Genomic DNA, 21354 nt, shown 5'->3' with positions numbered 1-21354 from the left:
CAGGTGTGACCGGGCCAACGATATGGGCGCTTTTTGGCATTCCGATACGAAGAAGGCTGTGGTCAAGGCTGACAGTCAGGGGAACGGATCAATGCCAGCCAGTGCTCGCCCACGGCGTTACGTGTGGCGGTTTCTGCTGGTGGCGGTGCTGATGGCAGCGGTGATCCTGGGATTTGTGGTCTCGACCGAGGTGCGCAGCTCCCGTTTGCAGGCCCAAGAATTCAGCCATCTGGCCCAGAGCCTGAGCTACTCCGTCGAAGCCGGTCCCAGCGACGCGATTATGTATCCCGGTGACGGACCTTTTGACAAGCGTCTGGGCTATTCCGCCCTCGGCGAATTCCTGCCGCGCCTGCTCAAACGTGACTACCTGATCAGCGCCCAGGCGCGGTTTTCCCCTGAGCTTCTGTCCTACGCCAAGCGCGGTTTCTTCGTGCCTTATCAGGAGAAGATTCAGTCCGGCCTGACCATTTCTGACTGTCGCGCCGCGCCCCTGTATCAATACACCTACCCGCAGCAGTTGTATCCGAGCTTCGCCGCCATCCCGCCGGTGCTGGTTAACAGTCTGCTGTTCATCGAGAACCGCGACTTGCTGGATGATCAGCGCCCGCTGGCGAACCCGGCGGTGGACTGGCCAAGGTTCTTCAGGGCGGCGCTTTCCCAAGTGGCGAAAATGGTGGGATTGCCGGGGCAATCGGCCGGTGGCAGCACGCTGGCGACTCAGCTGGAGAAGTACCGACACTCGCCGGATGGCCTGACCCTGTCGGGCAGCGAGAAGATTCGTCAGATGGTGTCCGCCAGCGTTCGCGCCTATCAGCCGGGGCAGCAGACCCTTGAGGCGCGGCAGCGGGTGGTGCGGGATTACCTCAACAGCGTGCCGCTGTCGGCGGTCCCGGGTCATGGCGAAGTCCACGGCATGGCCGAAGGGTTGCGGGTCTGGTACGGCGCGGATTTCGACCGCACCAACCAGTTGCTGGCTTCGAACGTCAAAGACGATAAAACCCTGGCGGCGCAGGGTTTGGCGCTGCGCGAAGTGCTGTCGTTGGTGATCGCCCAGCGCAGGCCCTCACACTTTCTGGCGAAGGGGCGCAAGGAACTCGCGGATTTGACTGACAGCCATCTGCGCGTGCTCGCGCAGAACAATGTCATCGACCAACCGCTGGCCGACGCCGCTCTGGCGGCCAGCGTGACCTATCGCGACTGGGTGCAGCAGCCGACCGTGCAGCCGATTGAGAGCAACAAAGGCATCACCGTCGCCCGCACGCGGCTGTCGAACATGCTCAACCGTTCGCTCTACGATCTCGATCGCCTGGACCTTTCAGCCACCAGCACGCTGCAAAATGACCTGCAGGTCAGCGTCGGTCAGTACCTGCGCGACCTCGCCAAGCCCGAATTTGCCGGTCAGATGGGCTTGATCGGTGAGCACTTGCTGACACCCACCAGCACCCAGGCGGTGCGGTACAGCTTCACGCTGTTCGAGCGCGACCCGGATGGCTCGCGGGTGCGGGTGCAGACCGACAGCACGGATCAGCCGTTCGACATCAACGAGGGCAGCAAGCTGGAGCTGGGTTCGACGGCCAAGATGCGCGTGTTGACGACGTACTTGCAGATCATCGCCGAGCTGCACGACAAGTACGCTAATCAGCCCAATAGCGCTCTGAAAAAAGTCCCGGTGGAAGAGTCCGACCGCCTTAGCCGCTGGGCAGTGGATTACCTGATCCAGAACAACGACCGCGACCTCTCGAAGATGCTCGCGGCCGCTCTTGATCGTCAGTATTCGGCCAGCCCCGGCGAAAGTTTTTTCACCGGGGGCGGCCTGCACCATTTCAATAATTTTCGCCGGGAGGACAACGCTCGCAACCCCACTCTTCGCGAGGCATTGCGCGAGTCGATCAACCTGCCGTTCATTCGCTTGATGCGCGATCTGGTGCGCTACACCACCTATCAAGGGCCCAACAACAGCGCGGTGTTGCTCAAGGACGACAGCGATCCGAGGCGTCAGGAATACCTGGCCGATTTCGCCGACCGCGAGGGCAAGTCATTCCTGCTGCGCTTCTGGAAACGCTATAAAAACAAATCAACGCAGGACCGGCTCGACACCTTTCTCGACGGGGTACATCCCGCCGCGAGCCGACTTGCCGCCGTGCATCGCTATCTGCTGCCGGACGCCACGCAAAGCGCGTTCAATGCGTTCGTGCGGGCGCACATGGCCGGGGAAAAGGGCAACGCGGCACTGAGCGAAAAGCGCCTGGACGAACTTTATTTCGCCTACGGGCCCGGCAAGTTCGACCTGCCGGATCAAGGCTACGTCGCCCGCGTTCACCCGCTGGATCTGTGGCTGGTGGGGTATCTGCTGCAGAACCCGGACGCCACGTTCAAGGACGCCGTCGCGGCCAGCCGTTTTGAGCGTCAGGAAGTCTACAGCTGGCTGTTCAAGAGCCAGCACAAGAGCGCTCGCGACAGCCGTATTCGCACGATGCTGGAAATCGAAGCGTTTCTCGACATCCATCAGCGCTGGCAGCGGCTGGGGTATCCGTTCGATCATCTGGTGCCCTCGCTGGCAACTGCGATTGGCAGTTCCGGTGATCGACCCGCAGCGCTCGCCGAACTCATCGGCATCATCCAGAACGATGGCATCCGCCTGCCGGTGTTGCGCATCGACAGCCTGCACTTCGCCGCGCAGACGCCTTACGAAACCCAACTGATCAACAACCCCGAGCTCGGCAAACGGGTGCTGCCGTCGGAAGTCGCTGCTGCTATGCGCGAGGCCCTGTCGCAGGTGGTCGATGCCGGCACGGCAAGGCGCGTGTCCGGCAGTTTCAAAACCCATGACGGCAGCGTGCTGGCCATGGGCGGCAAGACCGGCACCGGCGACAACCGTATCGAGAGCATCGGCGCAGGCGGGCGAATCCTGGCGTCCAAGGCCATCAATCGCACGGCGACTTTCGTGTTTTTCATCGGCGACAACCATTACGGCACGCTGACGGCGTACGTCCCGGGACGCGCCGCCGAGAGCTTCAAATTCACCTCCGCCCTTCCGGTGCAAGTGCTCAAAGGCATGGCGCCGATTCTCAATCCCTTCCTGGAGCCGGGCACTTTCACGCAGTGCAAAGCGCCCGTGCCTACGAAGGTGGCAACGCGTCTGTAGACGGCTTTTCATTAAAGTCATCGAGTAACCCCCCGGAAACCGGACGACAACCGTTCGTCTTAACGCGTCTTGTGGAAACAATAAGATATATCTTAAGGTATATCTAACTTGTACCCAGAGATGAAAAAAATGAAAGACCACTCACACGATCACCCCCACCACCATCGCCCTCACTTTGGCGAACACGGCGACGGCCGCGACGGTTTCGAGAAACGTACCGGCCGTGAACGCGGCGGCCGTGGGCCTCGGGTATTTGCCCCGGGCGACCTGAAATTGCTGCTGCTGGCACTGATCGCCGATCAACCGTGCCACGGTTATGACTTGATTCGCCAGATCGAAGCGCTGTTCGACGGCGCCTACAGCCCAAGCCCCGGCGTGATCTACCCGACGCTGACGTTTCTCGAAGAGAGCGAATTGATTCTGGGCGATGCCGACGGCGGCAAGAAACGCTATCGCATCACCGAGGCCGGTCAGCAGTCTCTGACTGAGCAAGCCGTCGCCCTGGATGGCGTGAAAATGCGCATCGACGTCAGCAAGCGCTCACTGCGTGGACATGATCGTCCACCGGAAATCCACGAAGCCGTGCATAACCTGCGTCATGCGCTGCAGATGCACCACGGCCGCTGGAACCCTGAGGAAATCCTGCGCGTTCGCGACCTGCTGAACGACACCGCAAAAGCCATCGTCGACGGCCAACAACCTGCTTCGGAGAAATCGGAATGAATGCACCCCAGGGAATTCACCGCGTCAGCCACGAGATCAAACGTCGCAAGCTGCAGGTGTTGAGGGTGACCGACATTACCCCGCACATGCGCCGCATTACCTTGCACGGGCCGGAGCTCGAGGGGTTCATCAGTCTGGGCACGGATGACCACGTCAAACTGTTGTTCGCCACGACGCCTGAAGAGCAGGCCGCCCTGGACAGTGATGCGCCGTTGCAAAACGCTGAAGGCCCGCGCCCGACGATGCGCGATTACACCCCCCGCCGCTACGACCCGCAAACCGGCGAACTGGACATCGATTTCGTGCTGCATGGCGACGGTCCGGCGGCGACCTGGGCGGCTCAGGCCGAAGCCGGGCAAACGCTGAATATCGCCGGGCCTCGGGGTTCGATGATCGTGCCGGACATGTTCGACAGCTACCTGCTGATCGGCGATGAGACGGCCCTCCCCGCCATCGGTCGTCGGCTGGAAGCCTTGTCGGCCGGTCGGCGTGCGCTAGTGGTGGTCGAAATCGATAACCCAGCGGAGCGCCAGGCGCTGACCAGCGATGCGCAGATCGAGATCATCTGGGTGGTGCGTGGCGAGCAGGATCTGCTTGAAGTCACGCGCCAATTGACCCTGCCGCAAGGCAGTTTGTATGCCTGGGTGGCGACCGAGTCATCCCTGTCACGCAAGGTGCGGCGTGTGCTGCTGGATGAATTCAAGCTGGACGAAGCGGCCGTCAAAGCGGCGGGCTACTGGCGCGCGGACGGTTCGGACGAGGAATGAGGCCTACGCGCTACGAGGGGACAATTGAATGCATCTGATGCCCCTTTGCAGGTGCGCGCTTGCCCGCGAATGCGCTGGGTCAGTTCATGCAGCATCGTTTTGGAAGACTGCAACCGCGGGCAAGCGCGCTCCTACAGGATGGGCGTCAGCCTCGGGGGTTACAGGTGCGCTTTGCGCCCTAATACTCTGTCGATCATCAACACGACCAGCCCGATCCCCACGAACCCTGCCAGCACGCCCAATGCATTGGTCAGCGCCTTGGCTACTCCCAGCGTGCCGATATCGAGAAATGGATAGAGATAGTCCCCGAAGGCATTTCCGCGTAACAGCAAATAGCCGAAGTAGACGACGGGATACAGCATCCACATCAGCACATATCGGGGTTTCAGCAGGCCTTTGGGGACCAGAAATAACCAATAGCCAAGGAACAGCAGCGGCATGACGTCGTGCAGCAATTCATCGGCGATCCACTGCCAGCCCTGGGGCGTCCACAGATGGCGCAGCAGCAGGTTGTAGGCGATGCTCACCAGGACGATGCTCGTGGTAATCCCCGCGCAAATAACGGGGGAACGGAAGAACCGATACCCCGCCGAATGCCGGTCGATGACCGCACAGCTCAGCGCGACCGCCACCAGCGTGTTGGTCACCACGGTGAAGAAACTGCAGAAGCGCACCAGTCCGCCGAGGAGGCTGGCGTGGTCGATCCATCGCCCCCAGAGAATCAGGTACAGCTGCACCGCGAGCCCAAACCAGCCCAGCAAGGCGGCCGTGATGACGAAGCGGCGCCGGCCTGGGGACAGGTGCAGCGTGGGGCTGTGCATGTTGATCAGATCCTTGGCAACCGGCGAGTCAAGTCAAGGGCGCTTGGTGCGCGCCAGCTTGATGTACAACCCTTCGACCTTCTCACGCGCCCAGGGCGTCTTGCGCAAAAACGTCAGACTGGACTTGATGCTCGGGTCACTCTTGAAGCAGCGAATGTCGATCCGCTCGGCCAGCCCCGACCACTCGTAATGCTCGACCAGCGCGATGAGGATCTGCTCCAGGGTCACGCCGTGCAGCGGGTTGTTGTTGGGTGTGGTCATGACGGGCCTATGGACGCTGGTTGGGAGGGACAGTTTCGCGAGCTGCGCACCTTAGCGGACGCACTGCCGGGTGTGAAGGGTTGGGTGATAGTGGGACCGGCTTCAGCCGGGAAGGCGTCATTCGTCACGCCGTAAATCTGCGGCGTTCAATGCCGGCCTCTTCCCGGCTAAAGCCGGTCCCACATTTGGATCACGCCAGCCGCCACGCCGCAGCATCCTACAACCTGAACACTCCTGCTAAGCCCTCATCTGTGCGCGCTCTGCAAGGGTGGACACCACACTGCCTTGCCTTTGCGTGACGCGAAAGGCCGGACTGAACAACGGACAGCGCTACCCCGGCGTACTGCCACTGTTACGCCAATCGCAACGATCCATGTCGCAATTTCGACTTTTTTAAAAATCGTTAGCGTCCTATCATCGCCGCCCTAAACGCTGAACCAGTTAATTCGTCATTTGTTAAGACCTTGCAATGCCTCCAAAGCGTTGCGAGCGGCATCGCCTTTTGCTCTCGAATAACTCAAAAAGACCACACGCCCCCTATGCCCAGTCACCTGAAACGCCCGACTTGCACCCCGACCTGCCAATCGTCCCGAGGACTTCGTCATGCCAGCGCGCTGAGCCTTGCGGCGCTAGGGTTTGTCAGCTGCGCCCACGCCGCGCCGGCGTTCGACAGCACGTCACCGTGGATGCTGGGCGACTGGGGCGGCAAGCGCAGCGAGCTTTCCGAACAGGGTTACGACTTCAAGCTCGATTCAGTCGTTGAGGTGGGCTCCAACCTGCACGGCGGTTACAACCATGACAAGGCGACCCGCTACAGCGACCAGTTCGCCCTCGGCGCACACATGGACCTGCAGAAGATCCTCGGCTGGCACGACGCGGAATTTCAGCTAACCCTCACCAACCGCAACGGCGACAACATCAGCAACGACCGCGTGGGCGACCCGCGCACCGGCACCATTTCGTCGTCCCAGGAAGTTTGGGGCCGGGGCAACGTCACTCGCCTGACCGACCTCTGGTACCAGCAGAAATTTCTCGACCAGAAGCTCAGCGTCAAGGTCGGCCGGTTCAACGAGGGCGAAGATTTCAACACCTTCCCCTGCGACTTCCAGAACCTGGCGCTGTGCGGCTCCCAGGTCGGCAACTGGGGCGGCGGCATCTGGTACAACTGGCCGATCAGCCAATGGGCGATGCGCGTCAAATACCAGCTGAACCCCGAACTGTTCGTGCAAGTCGGCGCGTTCGAGCAGAACCCGTCCAACCTGGAAAACGACAACGCCTTCAAACTCAGCGGCAGCGGCACCCAGGGCGCGGTATTGCCGGTCGAGGTCGTCTGGTCGCCGAAGGTCAACGGCCTGCCGGGCGAATACCGCGCCGGTTACTACTACAGCACCGCCGACAGCAGCGACGTCTACAAGGACAGCAACGGTCGATACGCGGCCTTGAGCGGCGATGACTACGCGTCTTCGTCCAGCAAACATGGCATGTGGCTGACCCTGCGCCAGCAAGTCACGAGCGACGCCAGCGACAACAGCCGCGGCCTTAGCCTGTTCGCCAACGGCACGCTGCACGACAAGAAAACCAACATGATCGACAACTTCGTTGCCCTCGGCGCGACGTACAAAGGCCCGTTCGACGCGCGCCCCGAGGATGACATCGGCGTGGGCATCAGCCGCATCCACGTCAACCCGGCGTACCGCAAGAACATCAACCTGCGCAATCAGGCCGAAGGCGTCTCGGACTACAACGATCCGGCGTTCCTCCCCGTACAGGACACCGAATACAACGCCGAGGTTTATTACGGCGTGCACGTCGCCAACTGGCTGACCGTGCGCCCGAACCTGCAATTCATCCGTCATCCGGGCGGCGTGAATCAGGTCGATGACGCACTGGTGGCGGGGCTGAAAATCCAGTCCTCGTTCTGATCGGCCCCGCTCGTCCGTCTGCATACAGGCATCGGCATTGAAGGCATGGCTTACCCGCCGCGCCTTCACGCCAACACGCGTTAACCACCACATCGTTACGGAGTACAACACTTATGAGCACTGAGGGTGCTTTCGGTAAGGGTCGCCTGCTTCCGAGCTTGCTCGGGCTGGTGATTCTGATAATGGGCCTGGCCTTGCTGGTCGGCGGCATCAAACTGCTGACGCTGGGCGGGTCGCTTTACTACCTGCTGGCCGGCATCGGCTTCGCCATCACCGGCGTCCTGCTGATGATGGGTCGCAGCGCGGCATTCGGTCTGTACGCACTGGTGTTGTTCGCCAGTACCGTGTGGGCGCTGTGGGAAGTGGGACTGGATTGGTGGCAGCTGGTGCCGCGCCTGGCACTCTGGTTTGCCCTCGGCATCGTAATGCTGCTGCCATGGTTCCGTCGTCCGGTCCTGCGTGGCCAGGTCGGCGATACGGGTACCCGCGCATTGGGCGCCGCCGTGATTGTTGCGGGCATCGCCGCGCTGGCCAGCCAGTTCACCCACCCCGGTGAAATCAAAGGCCAGCTGGACCGCGAAACCGCCGGCACCACCAGCGCTGCCCCGGCCATGCCGGATGGCGACTGGCAGTCCTACGGCCGCACGGCCTTCGGCGATCGCTACTCGCCGCTGTCGCAGATCACCCCGGACAACGTCAGCAAGCTGGTCCCGGCCTGGATCTATCGCACGGGCGACATTCCGGGTCCGAACGATCCGGGCGAGACAACGGCCGAAAACACGCCGCTGAAAGTCAACGGCATGCTCTACGTCTGCACCCCGCACAGCCAGGTCATCGCACTCGACCCGGACACCGGCAAGGAAATCTGGCGCTTCGACCCGAAGATCAGCAGCGGCAAAGCAGCCAACTTCAAGGGTTGGGCGCACATGACCTGCCGTGGCGTGTCGTATCACGATGACGCTGCCTATGCTGCCACCGCTCCGACCGACGCTGCCGCACCTGCGCAAAGCCCGGCCGCTCCGGCGGTGGCTGGCGCAGCCAATGCCTGCCCGCGTCGCATCTTCCTGCCAACCGCCGACACGCGTCTGATCGCGCTGAACGCTGACACCGGCAAAATGTGTGAAGACTTCGGCACCCACGGTTCGATCGACCTGAGCGCCAACATCGGCACCTACGCACCGGGCGGTTACTACTCGACGTCGCCACCGGCAGTGACCAAAGACCTCGTAGTCATTGGCGGTCACGTCACCGATAACCTTTCCACCGACGAGCCTTCGGGCGTGATCCGTGCGTTCGACGTGCACACCGGCCGTCTGGTCTGGAACTGGGACAGCGGCAATCCGGACGACACCACGCCGCTTGCCGAAGGCAAGACCTACACCCGCAACTCGCCCAACATGTGGTCGATGTTCAGCGTCGACGAAAAGCTGGGCATGCTCTACCTGCCCATGGGCAACCAGATGCCTGACCAGTGGGGCGGCAACCGCACCGAGGCGTCGGAGAAATTCAGCGCCGGTCTGGTCGCGCTGGACATCGCCACCGGTCACGTGAAATGGCATTTCCAGTTCACCCACCACGACCTGTGGGACATGGACGTCGGCGGTCAGCCAACGCTCATGGACATGAAAACCGCTGACGGCGTGAAGCCTGCTGTTCTGGCTTCGACCAAGCAGGGCAGCATCTATGTGCTGGACCGCAGCAACGGTCAGCCGATCGTGCCGATCAACGAAATCCCTGTTCCCCAGGGCGCGGTTGCCGGCGATCACACCTCGCCTACCCAGCCGAAGTCCGACCTGAACTTCATGCCGCCGCCCCTGAAAGAGCGCGACATGTGGGGCGTGACGCCGTTTGATCAAATGCTCTGCCGGATCGATTTCAAATCCCTGCGGTATGAAGGCCCGTTCACCCCACCGTCGCTGCAAGGCTCGCTGGTGTATCCGGGTAACTTCGGCGTGTTCGACTGGGGCGGCATTTCGGTCGATCCGGTGCGTCAGATTGCTTTCGTGAACCCGAGCTACATGGCGTTCCGCTCCAAACTGGTACCGGCGGCTGAAGTTGAAGGCGGCCCGGGTCGCAAAAGCGAAACCGAAGGCGTGCAGCCGAACAAGGGCGCGCCTTACGGTGTGATCCTCGAAGCGCTGTTGTCGCCAATGGGCCTGCCTTGCCAGGCGCCCGCATGGGGTTACGTGGCGGCGGTCGATCTGACCAACCACCAGACCATCTGGAAGCACAAGAACGGCACCGTGCGTGACAGTTCGCCGGTTCCGATCCCGCTGACCATGGGCGTTCCAAGCCTGGGCGGCACGTTCATCACCGCCAGCGGTGTGTCGTTCCTCAGCGCCACGCTCGACCAGTACCTGCGCGCCTACGACGTTCGTAACGGCAAGCAGTTGTGGGAAGGTCGTCTGCCAGCAGGCGCTCAAACCACGCCGATGACCTACACCGGCAAGGACGGCAAGCAATACGTGCTGGTCGTTGCAGGCGGTCACGGTTCGCTGGGCACCAAGCAGGGCGATTACGTTATCGCCTACAAACTGCCGGATTGATCAGCTTCACTGATTAGCGTCGTGCAGTAACAGAAAAGGCGGTCCCTAAAGGTGACCGCCTTTTTTATGCCCGTGGTATGGGTGCCCGGCATGAAGCACGAAACCTATTTCTCGATCACCTGACCGCGCTGAGGGGCCAGCCGGGCGATGAACCGGTTCTGCGTCGTGACCGGAATGTGCTGCTCGTTCATGGCCGCAATGAGGTCCTCGACCAGCGCGTTGAAATCGCTGCGGCTGAGTTTCATGCCCTTGTGCACTTCCTCCAGGGAGTCACCCGTGTACGTGCACGGGCCGCCTGTCTCGACGCAGAACCGCTCCACCAGCTTGTCGCGCACCCGGACGATGTCGACCTTGGCGAAGTATTTATAAATACGGTCATCCTGGGCGATGTGCAGCAGCATGCCTTCAACGATTTTCTGGATGCCGGCGCGTTGGCCCAGGTCCTGATAAAGGCGGTCGTCCTTGGGTGGCTGTTGGGCGCACCCCACCAGCAGCGACAGACTGAGCCCGACGATCAGCCACAAAGACCGCCCCATCAGAAACTCCCCTGCACGGAAAGGTACGTGCCGTTCTGGTTGTCCAGCGTGGCGATTTCACCGAGCCGGGCGTAGGCCAGCACCACGGAAACATGCTTGTTGGGGAACCAGCCGACAAAGAAGTCCGCCCAGTCGCTTTCGCCGGCGAACGACAGATTGTCGGGCTTCTCGCGGTAGTCCATACCCACCGCCCAATGCGGATTGAAGAGGATCGCTGCACCGCCCTCTTTCAGTACGCTGCGGGTATCGCGCCGGTCGCCGCCAAAGCCCAGCAAACCGGTTTCGTTGGCGCGGCTGTAACGCAAGCCGGCGTTGACCACCACGTTGTAGCCAAAGGCCGCGCCCATGAACAGACGGCTCGCCGTGACGTAACCCTCGACGTCCGAATCGCGCTTGGCGCCCACCAGGCTGGGGATGAGGAAATCGTTCTGGTGTTTGTATTCCAGCCCCGCCGACACCTGCGGCAGTTGATCGTAGATCAGGTCGCCAAACAGGCGGACCTTCACGCCGAAAATGTCCTGGGTGAGGTTGTCTTCCGGCAGGTTGAACTTGCTGACCAGAGACCCAAGATCGAAGCGTTGATGGGCGTAGGAGACCTCCACGCGATTGCCATAGGACACCGCAGCGCCGACCACATCAAGGGTGTAGTCCGGCAAGTCGACATGGGTCGCGAACGCGTTGCCGCCCCACTCGCCCTGCTCGTCATACCCGGCTAACATGGCCCAGGGAATGATCCCGCCGCCTGCGCCGCCTTCGATACTGCTCGCGCCTCCGGTGGCAATCAGTCGGCCTTGCTCGGCTTGAACGGCTGGCGCCACCCACGCCGCGCAGGCCCCTACCACACTGGCGAGTACCACGGGGCTCAAACACGTCGAAAGATTTCGTGCCATAAATCCCTGTTCCATCAATGCATCGTCATACGGGGTGGAAGCTGGGCCTGCGCAATCCAGGCTTCGAATGCGCTCGCACTCAGCGGCCGGCTGATCAGGTAACCCTGTGCGGTGTCGCAGTGCCAGCGCTCCAGCAAGCGCAGGCTGTGTTCGTACTCGACGCCTTCGGCGACCACCTTCAGGCCCAGGTTGTGGCTCATCTCGATGGTCGAGCGCACGATCACGGCGTCCTCGCTGGTCTCGTCCAGATCGCGCACGAAAGATTGATCGATCTTCAATTCCTGCACCGGCAGCCGCTTGAGGTGGGCCAGCGAGGAGTAACCGGTGCCGAAATCATCCACCGACAGGCTGATGCCGAATTCGCGTAGGCGATTGAGCACTTTCAGCGACTGCTCCGGCTCGCGCATGATCGCGCTTTCGGTGATTTCGAAAATCAACTGTTCAGCCGGCACCCGGTACAGCTTGAGCAGCGCAGAAACGCGGTCAGCCAGTTCGTTGCCCAGCAGGTCGTCCGCCGAGATATTCACCGAGACCTGCAGAATCAGACCGCGCTGCGCCCACTCGGCGAGCTGGCGCAGCGCTTCTTCGATCACCCAGTTGGTGAGGATCTGAATGCTGCCGGTGCGCTCGGCCAGCACGATGAACTCGGCCGGCGACACCGAGCCGAATTGCGGGTGCTGCCAGCGCAGCAAGGCTTCGGCCTGAGTGACCCGGCCGTTGCGAATGTCCAGTTTGGGCTGGTAATGCAGTGAAAGTTCGCCGTTGCGCGCCGCCTGACGCAAGTCGCGGATCAGGCTGATCTGGCGCAAGTGGGCGACATCCCGACCGTCCACATAGACCTGCAGACGCCCCGGCAACTGCGCCGCGTCCTGCCGCGCGATGGACGCACGCCTGAGCAACTCGGTCGCCGAATCGCCATTGGCCGGGTAGGCCGCGATGCCGATGCAGGCGTCCATCGCGATGTCCTGCTCGCCGATGCGTTGCGGCTTGATCAGCAAACCCTGCAGCCGGTCAGCCACCGCGACGGCGCTGTCGGTTTCGGCGTTTTGCACCAGCAGCAGAAATTCGTTATCGGAGAGACGCGCCACCGTATCGCCGGGACGCAGCGGCTCTTGCAGCTGCGCGCTGATGATTCGCAGCAGTTGTTCGACCCCCTCCAGACCGACGTTGGCGCTGATCGCGCGGAAGTTATCGATCCCCAGATAAAGCAGCGCAACGGGCCGTTGCGCAACCACCGCGCTGCCGAGGCGTTCCATGACCAGCGCGCGATTGGGCAGCCCGGTGAGCGGATCATGCAGGGCGTTGTGCGCCAGTTGCAGCTCACGCTCGGCGATCCCGCTCTGCATCGAATTGATGGCGCTGGCGAGCAGCCCCAGTTCGTCCCTGCGGTCCAGCACCACGGGCGTTGCGTAATCGCCTTCGCCAATGCGACGGGCCGCCTGAGCCAGGGCACTCACCGGCCGCGACAGGCTGCGCGCCAGTATCAATGCGCCGACCAGGGAACAGGCCAACGCCACGACCGTGATCCAGAACAGTGTCTTATCCAGCGGCGCGAATGCCTGCATGGCTTGATCCAGCGGGCTCTGCAGCAGGGCCACGACCTCACTGTCGCTGTCGCTCCCCAGCCGCAGGGTTTTGCTCAGAAAACTCTGGTTCTGATGCTCGGTCATCTGCATCCCGTCGCTGGGCGGATTCATCATCACCCCGCGCAGGCTGTCAAACAGCGGCGCCGGCTGGGTGCTGATGAGCTGGCCCGGCTGCTTTTGCACGATCGACAGAAACGATACCTGCAAACCGCTTAACGAGCGCAGTTCCTGAGCCAGATCACCGTCCATGCTGAAGCCCATCACCACCCGCGCAATTGGCAGCGGTGCGAGCACGGTGCTTTCCACCAGCAAGTGCGGCTGGCCTTGCAACGGCACGATCAGCATCGACTGATTCTTGCCTTTCAGCTCACGCAACGCCTGGATGTAGGGGAACGGCGAGCCTTCGGGAATCTGAGCGACGGTGCTGGCCATGACCGTGCCGTCCATGCCCAGCAGAAACATATCGTTGGCGTTGATTCTGGCGCCGTGGTTGAGCAGCACCGAGCGAATGGTCGCCGAGTCTGCGGACGCCACGGCGTCACGGAAGCCGAAATCGGAGGACAGCAATTGGACCGCGTCGCGCAGCCGCTTGCCGCGCATTTCCAGCAAGCCTTCAAACACCCGGGTGCCGACTTCGAGCTGCGCTTGCGCCTGTTTGCGAACCGCGTCCTGGGTCGCCGCTCTTACTGCGATAAACACGGCGAAGACCACGATCAGCAGCAGCATGATCAACACGCCGGCAATGCGCGCCTGAAAGCTGATGCGCACCTTCATTCGTGGGCTGCCTTATGAAAGGCATCGCCGAACGCGCTGGACGGCGGTGCGGCAGGCGTGGCATCACCGTTGGACTGCACAGCAATGCTGAACCGCTGCTTGAGGCCGCCGGCCGGAATGTCGATGTCGCCACCGGACACCGGCAGCATGTCGGGCGCTTGCGGGTGCCACAGGGTGACGGTGTAGTGACCGGCGGGCACTTGATCCAGGGTCAGCGTGCCCTTGTCATTGCTCACGCCGAACCAGCCATCGTCGGTGACGTACACGTAACCGATCATATTGTCGTGCACGTTGCAGCCGAGCACGACCACGCCCGGCTTGTCGAACAGCACAGGGGCCGACGGGGTACCGCCATACAACCGCAGTTCGAAACGCTTGGGCGTCGAGAACGAATACACCTGATGGCGGATTTGGTCGCTGTTGGGGAAACTGATTTGCGTACCACTGCGCACCGCGAGCACGTGGGGGGCAAATTGCACATCGCGCTGGTCCATGTCGGCTTTCAGCGAGCCGACAGGCGGCGCCGTTGCGCCGCGCAGAGTGAGCACCGCGTCGGTGAGCGGCTTGCCCTGGGCATCGACGAATTCAGCGGTCAGGCTGGCCGCACTGGCGACAGTACCCTGCAGCGCGGTTACAACCAGCAACAATGAAATAAACACGTGGCGCATGAGATGTTCCAAAACGGCGAGGCCGGCAGAGCCTCTTTGGCGATGATTTCAGCGTAGCCCACAGATCGGCGGTCAGCGATATCGGACGGACTTCCAGCAAAGCACATGGCAGTCATTTATGGGGTACCACGGACTGGCGCAACGCCGCACATGCTTTAAAGCGGTCCCCTCAATTATTGCTATCGACCGCCACTATTGAAACCTGAGGCCGTGCGCCCCATCTAAGGCTCATCTCCATTTATGCAGGTGCCCCATGAGCGACCAGCAATCCGACGACAACCAGCCGCACGCGGACGACGACCACGAGCACGAAATCCTCGGCTCCGACAGTAAGCGTCTGGCCCTGCCCGGCCAAAACCTACCGGATCAGGTGTATATCATCCCGATCCACAACCGTCCTTTTTTCCCCGCGCAAGTGCTGCCGGTCATCGTCAATGAAGAGCCCTGGGCCGAAACGCTGGAGCTGGTCAGCAAATCTGATCACCACTCGCTGGCGCTGTTTTTCATGGACACCCCGCCTGACGACCCCCGTCATTTCGATACCAAGGCGTTGCCGGAGTACGGCACGCTGGTCAAGGTGCACCATGCCAGCCGTGAAAACGGCAAGCTGCAGTTCGTTGCCCAGGGCCTCAGCCGCGTGCGCATCAAGACCTGGCTCAAGCACCATCGCCCGCCGTTTCTGGTGGAGGTCGAATACCCGCATCAGCCCAACGAGCCGACCGACGAGGTCAAGGCCTACGGCATGGCGCTGATCAACGCGATCAAGGAGCTGCTGCCGCTCAACCCGCTGTACAGCGAAGAATTGAAGAACTACCTCAATCGCTTCAGCCCCAACGACCCTTCCCCGCTGACCGACTTCGCCGCCGCCTTGACCTCCGCCACGGGCGTCGAGCTGCAGCAGGTGCTCGACTGCGTGCCTGTGCTCAAGCGCATGGAAAAAGTCCTGCCGATGCTGCGCAAGGAAGTCGAAGTTGCGCGCCTGCAGAAAGAAATCTCCGCCGAAGTGAACCGCAAGATCGGAGAGCATCAGCGTGAGTTCTTCCTCAAGGAGCAGCTCAAGGTCATTCAGCAGGAGCTGGGGCTGACCAAGGACGACCGCAGCGCTGACATCGAACAGTTCGAAGAGCGTCTGGTGGGCAAAACCCTGCCGCCCCAGGCGCGCAAGCGCATCGACGAAGAGATCAACAAGTTGTCGGTGCTGGAAACCGGTTCGCCGGAATATGCCGTCACCCGCAACTACCTGGACTGGGCAAGCTCGGTGCCGTGGGGCGTGTTTGGCGACGACAAGCTCGACCTGAAACACGCGCGCAAAGTGCTCGATCAGCACCACGCCGGCCTTGATGACATCAAGAGCCGCATCCTCGAATTCCTCGCCGTCGGCGCCTACAAAGGTGAAATCTCCGGCTCCATCGTGCTGCTGGTCGGCCCGCCGGGCGTGGGTAAAACCAGCGTAGGCAAGTCGATCGCAGAATCTCTGGGCCGTCCGTTCTACCGTTTCAGCGTCGGCGGCATGCGCGATGAGGCCGAGATCAAGGGCCACCGTCGCACCTACATCGGTGCCCAGCCGGGCAAGTTGGTGCAAGCGCTGAAAGACGTGGAAGTGATGAACCCGGTCATCATGCTCGACGAGATCGACAAGATGGGCCAGAGCTTCCAGGGCGATCCGGCCTCGGCACTGCTCGAAACCCTGGACCCGGAACAGAACGTCGAATTCCTCGATCACTACCTCGACCTGCGTCTGGACCTCTCGAAGGTGCTGTTCATCTGCACCGCGAACACACTCGACTCGATCCCAGGCCCGCTGCTGGACCGTATGGAAGTGATTCGCCTGTCCGGCTATATCACCGAAGAAAAGCTCGCCATCGCCAAGCGCCATCTGTGGCCCAAGCAACTGGCTAAGGCCGGCGTCTCGAAAAACAGCCTGATGATCAGCGACAGTGCATTGCGCGCGGTCATCGAAGGGTATGCGCGGGAAGCCGGTGTGCGGCAGCTGGAAAAACAGCTGGGCAAACTGGTGCGCAAGGCCGTGGTCAAGCTGCTGGACAACCCGGACACCGTGGTCAAGATCGGCCCGAAAGAACTGGAAGCCTCGCTGGGCATGGCGGTGTTCCGCAACGAGCAAGTGCTGTCGGGCACCGGCGTGATCACGGGCCTGGCCTGGACCAGCATGGGCGGCGCGACGCTGCCCATCGAAGCCACGCGCATCCATACGCTCAACCGCGGCTTCAAGCTAACCGGTCAATTGGGCGATGTGATGAAGGAATCTGCCGAAATCGCTTACAGCTATGTCAGCTCCAATCTGGCGAAGTTTGGCGGCGATAAGAGCTTCTTCGACGAAGCCTTCGTTCACCTACACGTGCCGGAAGGTGCGACGCCGAAAGACGGGCCAAGTGCGGGCGTCACCATGGCCAGCGCGCTGCTGTCGCTGGCGCGCAACCAGGCGCCGAAAAAAGGCGTGGCGATGACCGGCGAACTGACCTTGACCGGTCATGTACTGCCGATTGGCGGCGTGCGGGAGAAGGTGATTGCGGCGCGGCGGCAGAAGATCTACGAGCTGATCCTGCCGGAAGCCAACCGTGGCAACTTCGAAGAACTGCCGGATTACCTGAAAGAAGGCATCACCGCGCACTTCGCCAAACGCTTCGCGGATGTGGCGAAGATATTGTTTTAAGCACAGCCTTCGCGCCCGGGGACGAACGCTGGTCGGACGATCCCGGAACTCTCAAGGACGAGGCGCATACGCTGTAGGAGCCGGCTTGCTGGCGAACGCCATTGGTGAGTCATGGATGCAGTGATTGACACGCCCGGTTCGCCAGCAAGCCGGCTCCTATGTATGGACTCGCCTCCACTGTCTACCCGCTTTTCAACACCGCCACCCGGTTGCATCTATGTATAAGGCCTGTTCGAGGAAGCCGCTCTGGGCTTCTGGCCAACATTGGTTGAGCTCGCGGTATGCCTATTACAGTCAGGCCTCAAGGGCCAGTAGGAGCCAAGGCATCTATCCGCGACGGTCTTACCTGGGGTCAATGTTTTCTAGCAGGGGCAGGAGCGCTTTTGCGCCCCGGTGGCAGAACGCTTTGGATCAGTGACTCATCGCCGCCGCCTGCCTATTGGACGGCTCACGACGATAAGTCTGATCATTCTGTAAAAGCGACCAGATGATGCGCAGGTTGCGGTTCGCCAGCCGTACGGCGGCTTTTTTGCTTCCCAGACGGCTCAGCCACTGCAACAGCCGACGGTCATCCGGCTGCTCGGAGTCGTGCCGCAGCTGCCTCAACACTGCATGAGCACCCTGTATCGCCAGGCTGCGGATGTACCCATCACCACGCTTGGTCATTCGACCCAGGCGAACCCGCTCTCCTGAGCTGTTTTGATCGGGCACCAGGCCGAAGTAGGCCGCAAACATGCGCGCGTCAGCGAATCGCTCAGGCCGGGTTTGCTTGGCTACTATCGCGGTGGCAATGATCGGCCCGACACCGCGTATGGTCATCAGCCGCACGGCGGTCTTGTCCCGTTTCGCAGCAACCTCCAGACGCCCGGTCAATACACTGACTCGCTCGCCCAAATGGCGCCATTCGCCCAGCAACTCGTCGATCAGTTCGCGCAACATCTCCGGCAACGGCTGGGTAGCGTCTTCCAGTACCCGAGGTACTTTCTGGCTGATCGCCACCTCGCCTTGCGCCATGGCGACGCCGTGCTCGAGCAGCAAACCGCGCATCTGGTTACCCACTGCTGTGCGCCGACGCACGTAACCTTGGCGAATACGGTGCAATGCCTGCATGGCCAACTCCGCGGCACTTTTGATGGGCACTGCCGAAATTCTGCTGTCGCGGCCCGCGCGCAATATTGCGAGCGCATCGTTGCGATCATTCTTGGCGCCGCTGCGATGATCAGCGACGCGCCCGGCTGGAAGTATGCGTGCCAGATTGCCCTGATCTTGCAGCTGCCGCGCCCAGGCTTGAGCGCCCGGACCGGTTTCCATGAGAACGATAACGTGCGGTTCGAGCTTGCACAAAAATGCGTAGAAGGCTTCTCGTGACTTGATCCGCTCCTCATAGAGCACCTGGCCCAAGGCATCTTCACCAGCGATCTGAAAGACCCGCTTGGCAAGATCAATCGCCACGGTGGTGCATGCCGGGAGATCGGATGAAGACAGAGACTGATTAACCGTCGTATGCTTTTTCATGGACTCGCCCTCGCTGTCGTTGGCTGTTTAGACTGCCACCGTGGCGCATTGACGCCTCGGCCTGGGCGAGTCCATCCAATTACAGAGTCCAGATTCACCGCAGGGTCTGGAGCAGTTTTAGCTTCCCGGTTTCAGCCCTGCCATCTTCGGTTATCCTGCCCTCATGTTGCCTATGACCGGAGCCTCCATGACCCCTGCCCGCCTGCTCGTCCCGCTCAGCCTCACCCTGCTTGCTGCCTGCGCCCAGACACCGAAACAGATCGTTTCCCTGGACGACCAGCAAGACTGCCCCATTACCCTCAAAACGGGCCAGACCCTCATGCTGATGCTGCCCAGCAATCCCACCACGGGTAACCGCTGGCTGGTGCAAAATCCCGCGCCGTCGATACTCGGCAGCCTGGGGCCGGAGGTGTTCAATTCTTCCAAAGACGTCGGATTGGTCGGTGAAGGCGGTCAGTCGGTCTGGCGCTACCGAGCCGCCAAACCGGGCACGGGCCACCTCATGATGGTCTATCGACAGCCCTGGGCGCCGGAAGTGACGCCAGAACGCACCTTCGATTGCGTCATTACGGTCAACTGATCGCCCGCTGACGCCACGGCCGCACGCGTAGGAACGCCTTTGCCCGCGAAGGGATAATCAGTCGCTGAGCGTGGGCGTGAGCCGCGGTCATTCGGCCAGTAATTGCGCCGCATCGAAGCCCATGCGCAAGTTGCCCCAGTGACGGCCGTCGAAGAAGAACGGCACGTCGATCTCGGTCATGATCTCGCCGGTGTCGCGCAGGTAGGTCTGCAGCAGGAAGCGCTGTTTGTTGGCGGCTGCGCGCAGGCCAATGGGGTCAGCAAACATGCGCTTGTTCCGGCACACCGGCAGGTCGATAGCCCGGTCGCCCGTAGGTTTTTTCGACACCCAGCTGTTGTTTACCGGGCAGTAACCCTTGGTGTCGACGATAAAGGTGACCTTGCCCCCCAGCGTCTCTTTGGTCAGCGCGTCGCACTCCTCCTGACAGATCTGGGCGAAGCGCTCGGAGTAGCTGGTCGTGTACTGCTTGGGATCGGTACCGGGGATCAGCTTGTAGCTCTGATCGAACAGGTTGACCCCTTCACGTTGCAGCGCGGCCAGGCGCACCTGGAGCCGGTCTCGGCAATGACTGGCGCGGGTAATGCCAGCGTCCAGCGCGCCATGCCCGAGTACAAACCGGCCCAGCAGCGCCTGGACCTTTTCCGCCACGCCCGACAAATCGCGGGTGGCGGTGGCGGAATGCTGCATGCGCTGGTCGATGGACTGGCTGTCCGCATGAATCTGCGTGACGCGGTCGTTGATGCCGGTGTTGCTGTCGGCGAACTGCAGGATGTGCGAAGCGATGTCCTCCAGCTTGGTGTGAGTGGATTCGAAGTCGCCGATCATGCTTTCGAAATGCCCCGACGCGCGCTCGACCACTTTCTGGGTCTCCCGGGCGCTGTGGCTGATCTGAGTGGTCTGCTCGTGGGTCGAGCTGACTTCCAGCAACATGGCGTCGATGTTCTGGGAGATGTCTTCGGTGGCGCGGCTGACGTTCTGGGCCAGGGTCCGGACTTCGTCGGCCACCACCGCGAAACCACGCCCGCTCTCCCCCGCACGCGCCGCCTCGATCGCCGCGTTGAGCGCCAGCAGGTTGGTCTGGGAGGAAATCTGTTGAATCAATCCAACGATGGATTTGATGCTGGATGAACGTTGGTTCAACGCCGAGACCAGCGTGCCGAACTCATTCAGGCTGGTGGAAATCTCACTGATGTTGCCGGTCACTTCCAGCAGTTCGGTGTAGGAGTCACGGGCCATGCTGAGGTTCTGCGCGGTGGTCCCGGAAATACCCTGGGTCTGCCGGGACACCTCGGCAATCCGCCCGACTGCGTCGTTGCTCTGCTCCATGACTTCCCTGGCGAAGCGCGCCTGATGGGTCGCGCTGTCGCTGGAATCGCTGATGTTTTTCAGCGAGCGCGCGGACTCCACGGCAATGTGCACGGTGAGCGCCTGAACGCTGCTGATAATCTCCCGCTGCTTGGCCAGAAACCGGTTGCAGGTGTTCGCCAGCACGCGAATCTCATCATGGGTCAACAGCGGCAAGTCCTTGGACAGGTCGCCCTCGCCATTGGCAATGCCTTCCAGCGCCAGGGTCATCTGATTCACCGGCCGCACGATCAAGTGCCGGAAATACCAGACCATGAAGCTGACCAGACACAGGGTAAACAGCGTGCTGCCCAGAATGGCGTTGCTCAGCACATCGAGCTTGCCCTCGATCATGCTCAGCGTCCCCGCCGGCACCTGCGCGGTGCGCAACTGCAGCAGAATGTCCGCGCGCAGGCTCACGGCTACCCAGTACACCACGGCGCTCACCATCACCATCAGAAAAAGGCTCGACAACTTCTTGGTCAAAGAATCGAAAAACTGCCTCTCGATGGACTCGTACAACGCCTTGAACGCATGCATGCCACGGTTCCCTGTGTCTGGTAATGAAATTGATTGCAACTAAGGTTTTTCGACTGCTGGGGGGA

General features: G+C 61.6%; 15 protein-coding genes. 7 read left to right on the top strand and 8 right to left on the bottom strand.

The genetic code is table 11. The annotated features are described in order from the left end of the window. The first annotated feature begins 22 nt into the window (after nucleotides 1-22). From OKW98_RS07665 to OKW98_RS07655, 3 genes are all read left to right on the top strand, one after another. Nucleotides 23-3145 carry a transglycosylase domain-containing protein gene (locus OKW98_RS07665; RefSeq protein ID WP_265388634.1) on the top strand — a complete coding sequence of 1041 codons (3123 nt, stop codon included), beginning with the start codon at nucleotides 23-25 and terminating at the stop codon, nucleotides 3143-3145. Nucleotides 3146-3274: 129 nt separating this feature from the next. After that, nucleotides 3275-3868, top strand: a complete 594-nt coding sequence (locus OKW98_RS07660; RefSeq protein WP_265388633.1) for a PadR family transcriptional regulator — start codon at nucleotides 3275-3277, stop codon at nucleotides 3866-3868. Then, nucleotides 3865-4635, top strand: coding sequence for a siderophore-interacting protein (locus OKW98_RS07655; protein ID WP_265388632.1), 771 nt, complete (start codon nucleotides 3865-3867; stop codon nucleotides 4633-4635). The genes OKW98_RS07660 and OKW98_RS07655 overlap by 4 nt, the downstream gene beginning before the upstream one ends. A gap of 158 nt (nucleotides 4636-4793) precedes the next feature. On the opposite strand, the gene OKW98_RS07650 is transcribed toward OKW98_RS07655, so the two are convergent. Both OKW98_RS07650 and OKW98_RS07645 read right to left on the bottom strand, forming a co-directional pair. Further along, a complete protein-coding gene (locus OKW98_RS07650; RefSeq protein WP_265388631.1) occupies nucleotides 4794-5456 on the bottom strand; it encodes a Pr6Pr family membrane protein in 663 nt (220 codons plus the stop codon). Between the two features lie 33 nt (nucleotides 5457-5489). Beyond that, nucleotides 5490-5717 carry a VF530 family DNA-binding protein gene (locus OKW98_RS07645; RefSeq protein WP_074888901.1) on the bottom strand — a complete coding sequence of 76 codons (228 nt, stop codon included), beginning with the start codon at nucleotides 5715-5717 and terminating at the stop codon, nucleotides 5490-5492. 539 nt (nucleotides 5718-6256) lie between these two features. Here OKW98_RS07645 and OKW98_RS07640 point away from each other — a divergent pair. Together OKW98_RS07640 and OKW98_RS07635 are read left to right on the top strand one after the other, a co-directional pair. Further along, entirely contained in the window at nucleotides 6257-7639 is a 1383-nt protein-coding gene (locus tag OKW98_RS07640; RefSeq protein ID WP_265388630.1) for a carbohydrate porin, read from the top strand. 113 nt (nucleotides 7640-7752) lie between these two features. Next, entirely contained in the window at nucleotides 7753-10185 is a 2433-nt protein-coding gene (locus tag OKW98_RS07635) for a glucose/quinate/shikimate family membrane-bound PQQ-dependent dehydrogenase (RefSeq protein ID WP_265388629.1), read from the top strand. A 104-nt stretch (nucleotides 10186-10289) separates the two neighbouring features. On the opposite strand, the gene OKW98_RS07630 is transcribed toward OKW98_RS07635, so the two are convergent. Genes OKW98_RS07630 through OKW98_RS07615 form a run of 4 tightly spaced genes read right to left on the bottom strand, consistent with a single transcriptional unit; the run spans nucleotide 10290 to nucleotide 14639 of the window. Next, nucleotides 10290-10721 (bottom strand): group I truncated hemoglobin, encoded by a 432-nt coding sequence (locus OKW98_RS07630; protein ID WP_265388628.1) that lies wholly within the window; start codon nucleotides 10719-10721, stop codon nucleotides 10290-10292. Then, nucleotides 10721-11611, bottom strand: coding sequence for a DUF3034 family protein (locus OKW98_RS07625; protein ID WP_265388627.1), 891 nt, complete (start codon nucleotides 11609-11611; stop codon nucleotides 10721-10723). The genes OKW98_RS07630 and OKW98_RS07625 overlap by 1 nt, the downstream gene beginning before the upstream one ends. 14 nt (nucleotides 11612-11625) lie before the next feature. Then, nucleotides 11626-13971: a bifunctional diguanylate cyclase/phosphodiesterase gene (locus tag OKW98_RS07620; RefSeq protein ID WP_265388626.1), complete on the bottom strand. Its 2346-nt coding sequence runs from the start codon at nucleotides 13969-13971 to the stop codon at nucleotides 11626-11628. Then, nucleotides 13968-14639, bottom strand: a complete 672-nt coding sequence (locus OKW98_RS07615) for a methylamine utilization protein (protein ID WP_265388625.1) — start codon at nucleotides 14637-14639, stop codon at nucleotides 13968-13970. Before OKW98_RS07615 ends, OKW98_RS07620 begins: the two co-directional genes overlap by 4 nt. Nucleotides 14640-14892: 253 nt before the next feature. Between OKW98_RS07615 and lon the strand changes: the two genes are divergently transcribed. Beyond that, the gene (lon, locus tag OKW98_RS07610; protein WP_265388624.1) at nucleotides 14893-17310 is read left to right on the top strand and encodes an endopeptidase La; all 2418 of its coding nucleotides are present in this window, start codon (nucleotides 14893-14895) and stop codon (nucleotides 17308-17310) included. 411 nt (nucleotides 17311-17721) lie between these two features. Here the strand turns inward: lon and OKW98_RS07605 are convergent, their stop codons facing one another. Beyond that, the gene (locus tag OKW98_RS07605; RefSeq protein WP_265385193.1) at nucleotides 17722-18825 is read right to left on the bottom strand and encodes an IS110 family transposase; all 1104 of its coding nucleotides are present in this window, start codon (nucleotides 18823-18825) and stop codon (nucleotides 17722-17724) included. 187 nt (nucleotides 18826-19012) lie between these two features. Between OKW98_RS07605 and OKW98_RS07600 the strand changes: the two genes are divergently transcribed. After that, nucleotides 19013-19405, top strand: coding sequence for a protease inhibitor I42 family protein (locus tag OKW98_RS07600; protein ID WP_265388623.1), 393 nt, complete (start codon nucleotides 19013-19015; stop codon nucleotides 19403-19405). 87 nt (nucleotides 19406-19492) lie between these two features. Here OKW98_RS07600 and OKW98_RS07595 read toward each other — a convergent pair whose 3' ends face one another. Further along, on the bottom strand, nucleotides 19493-21289 hold the full coding sequence (locus tag OKW98_RS07595) for a methyl-accepting chemotaxis protein (RefSeq protein WP_265388622.1): 1797 nt from the start codon (nucleotides 21287-21289) through the stop codon (nucleotides 19493-19495). Nucleotides 21290-21354 lie beyond the last annotated feature (65 nt).

Origin of the sequence: Pseudomonas sp. KU26590 (genome assembly GCF_026153515.1) — a bacterium.
GTDB lineage: Bacteria > Pseudomonadota > Gammaproteobacteria > Pseudomonadales > Pseudomonadaceae > Aquipseudomonas.
This window is presented reverse-complemented; position numbering and strand designations above follow the sequence as displayed.

Excerpts from the sequence above, each read along its gene's own strand:
- OKW98_RS07665 (WP_265388634.1), top strand. The coding sequence starts at position 23 with ATGGGCGCTTTTTGGCATTCCGATACGAAGAAGGCTGTGGTCAAGGCT.
- OKW98_RS07660 (WP_265388633.1), top strand. The coding sequence starts at position 3,275 with ATGAAAGACCACTCACACGATCACCCCCACCACCATCGCCCTCACTTT.
- OKW98_RS07655 (WP_265388632.1), top strand. The coding sequence starts at position 3,865 with ATGAATGCACCCCAGGGAATTCACCGCGTCAGCCACGAGATCAAACGT.
- OKW98_RS07650 (WP_265388631.1), bottom strand. The coding sequence starts at position 5,456 with ATGCACAGCCCCACGCTGCACCTGTCCCCAGGCCGGCGCCGCTTCGTC.
- OKW98_RS07645 (WP_074888901.1), bottom strand. The coding sequence starts at position 5,717 with ATGACCACACCCAACAACAACCCGCTGCACGGCGTGACCCTGGAGCAG.
- OKW98_RS07640 (WP_265388630.1), top strand. The coding sequence starts at position 6,257 with ATGCCCAGTCACCTGAAACGCCCGACTTGCACCCCGACCTGCCAATCG.
- OKW98_RS07635 (WP_265388629.1), top strand. The coding sequence starts at position 7,753 with ATGAGCACTGAGGGTGCTTTCGGTAAGGGTCGCCTGCTTCCGAGCTTG.
- OKW98_RS07630 (WP_265388628.1), bottom strand. The coding sequence starts at position 10,721 with ATGGGGCGGTCTTTGTGGCTGATCGTCGGGCTCAGTCTGTCGCTGCTG.
- OKW98_RS07625 (WP_265388627.1), bottom strand. The coding sequence starts at position 11,611 with ATGGCACGAAATCTTTCGACGTGTTTGAGCCCCGTGGTACTCGCCAGT.
- OKW98_RS07620 (WP_265388626.1), bottom strand. The coding sequence starts at position 13,971 with ATGAAGGTGCGCATCAGCTTTCAGGCGCGCATTGCCGGCGTGTTGATC.
- OKW98_RS07615 (WP_265388625.1), bottom strand. The coding sequence starts at position 14,639 with ATGCGCCACGTGTTTATTTCATTGTTGCTGGTTGTAACCGCGCTGCAG.
- lon (WP_265388624.1), top strand. The coding sequence starts at position 14,893 with ATGAGCGACCAGCAATCCGACGACAACCAGCCGCACGCGGACGACGAC.
- OKW98_RS07605 (WP_265385193.1), bottom strand. The coding sequence starts at position 18,825 with ATGAAAAAGCATACGACGGTTAATCAGTCTCTGTCTTCATCCGATCTC.
- OKW98_RS07600 (WP_265388623.1), top strand. The coding sequence starts at position 19,013 with ATGACCCCTGCCCGCCTGCTCGTCCCGCTCAGCCTCACCCTGCTTGCT.
- OKW98_RS07595 (WP_265388622.1), bottom strand. The coding sequence starts at position 21,289 with ATGCATGCGTTCAAGGCGTTGTACGAGTCCATCGAGAGGCAGTTTTTC.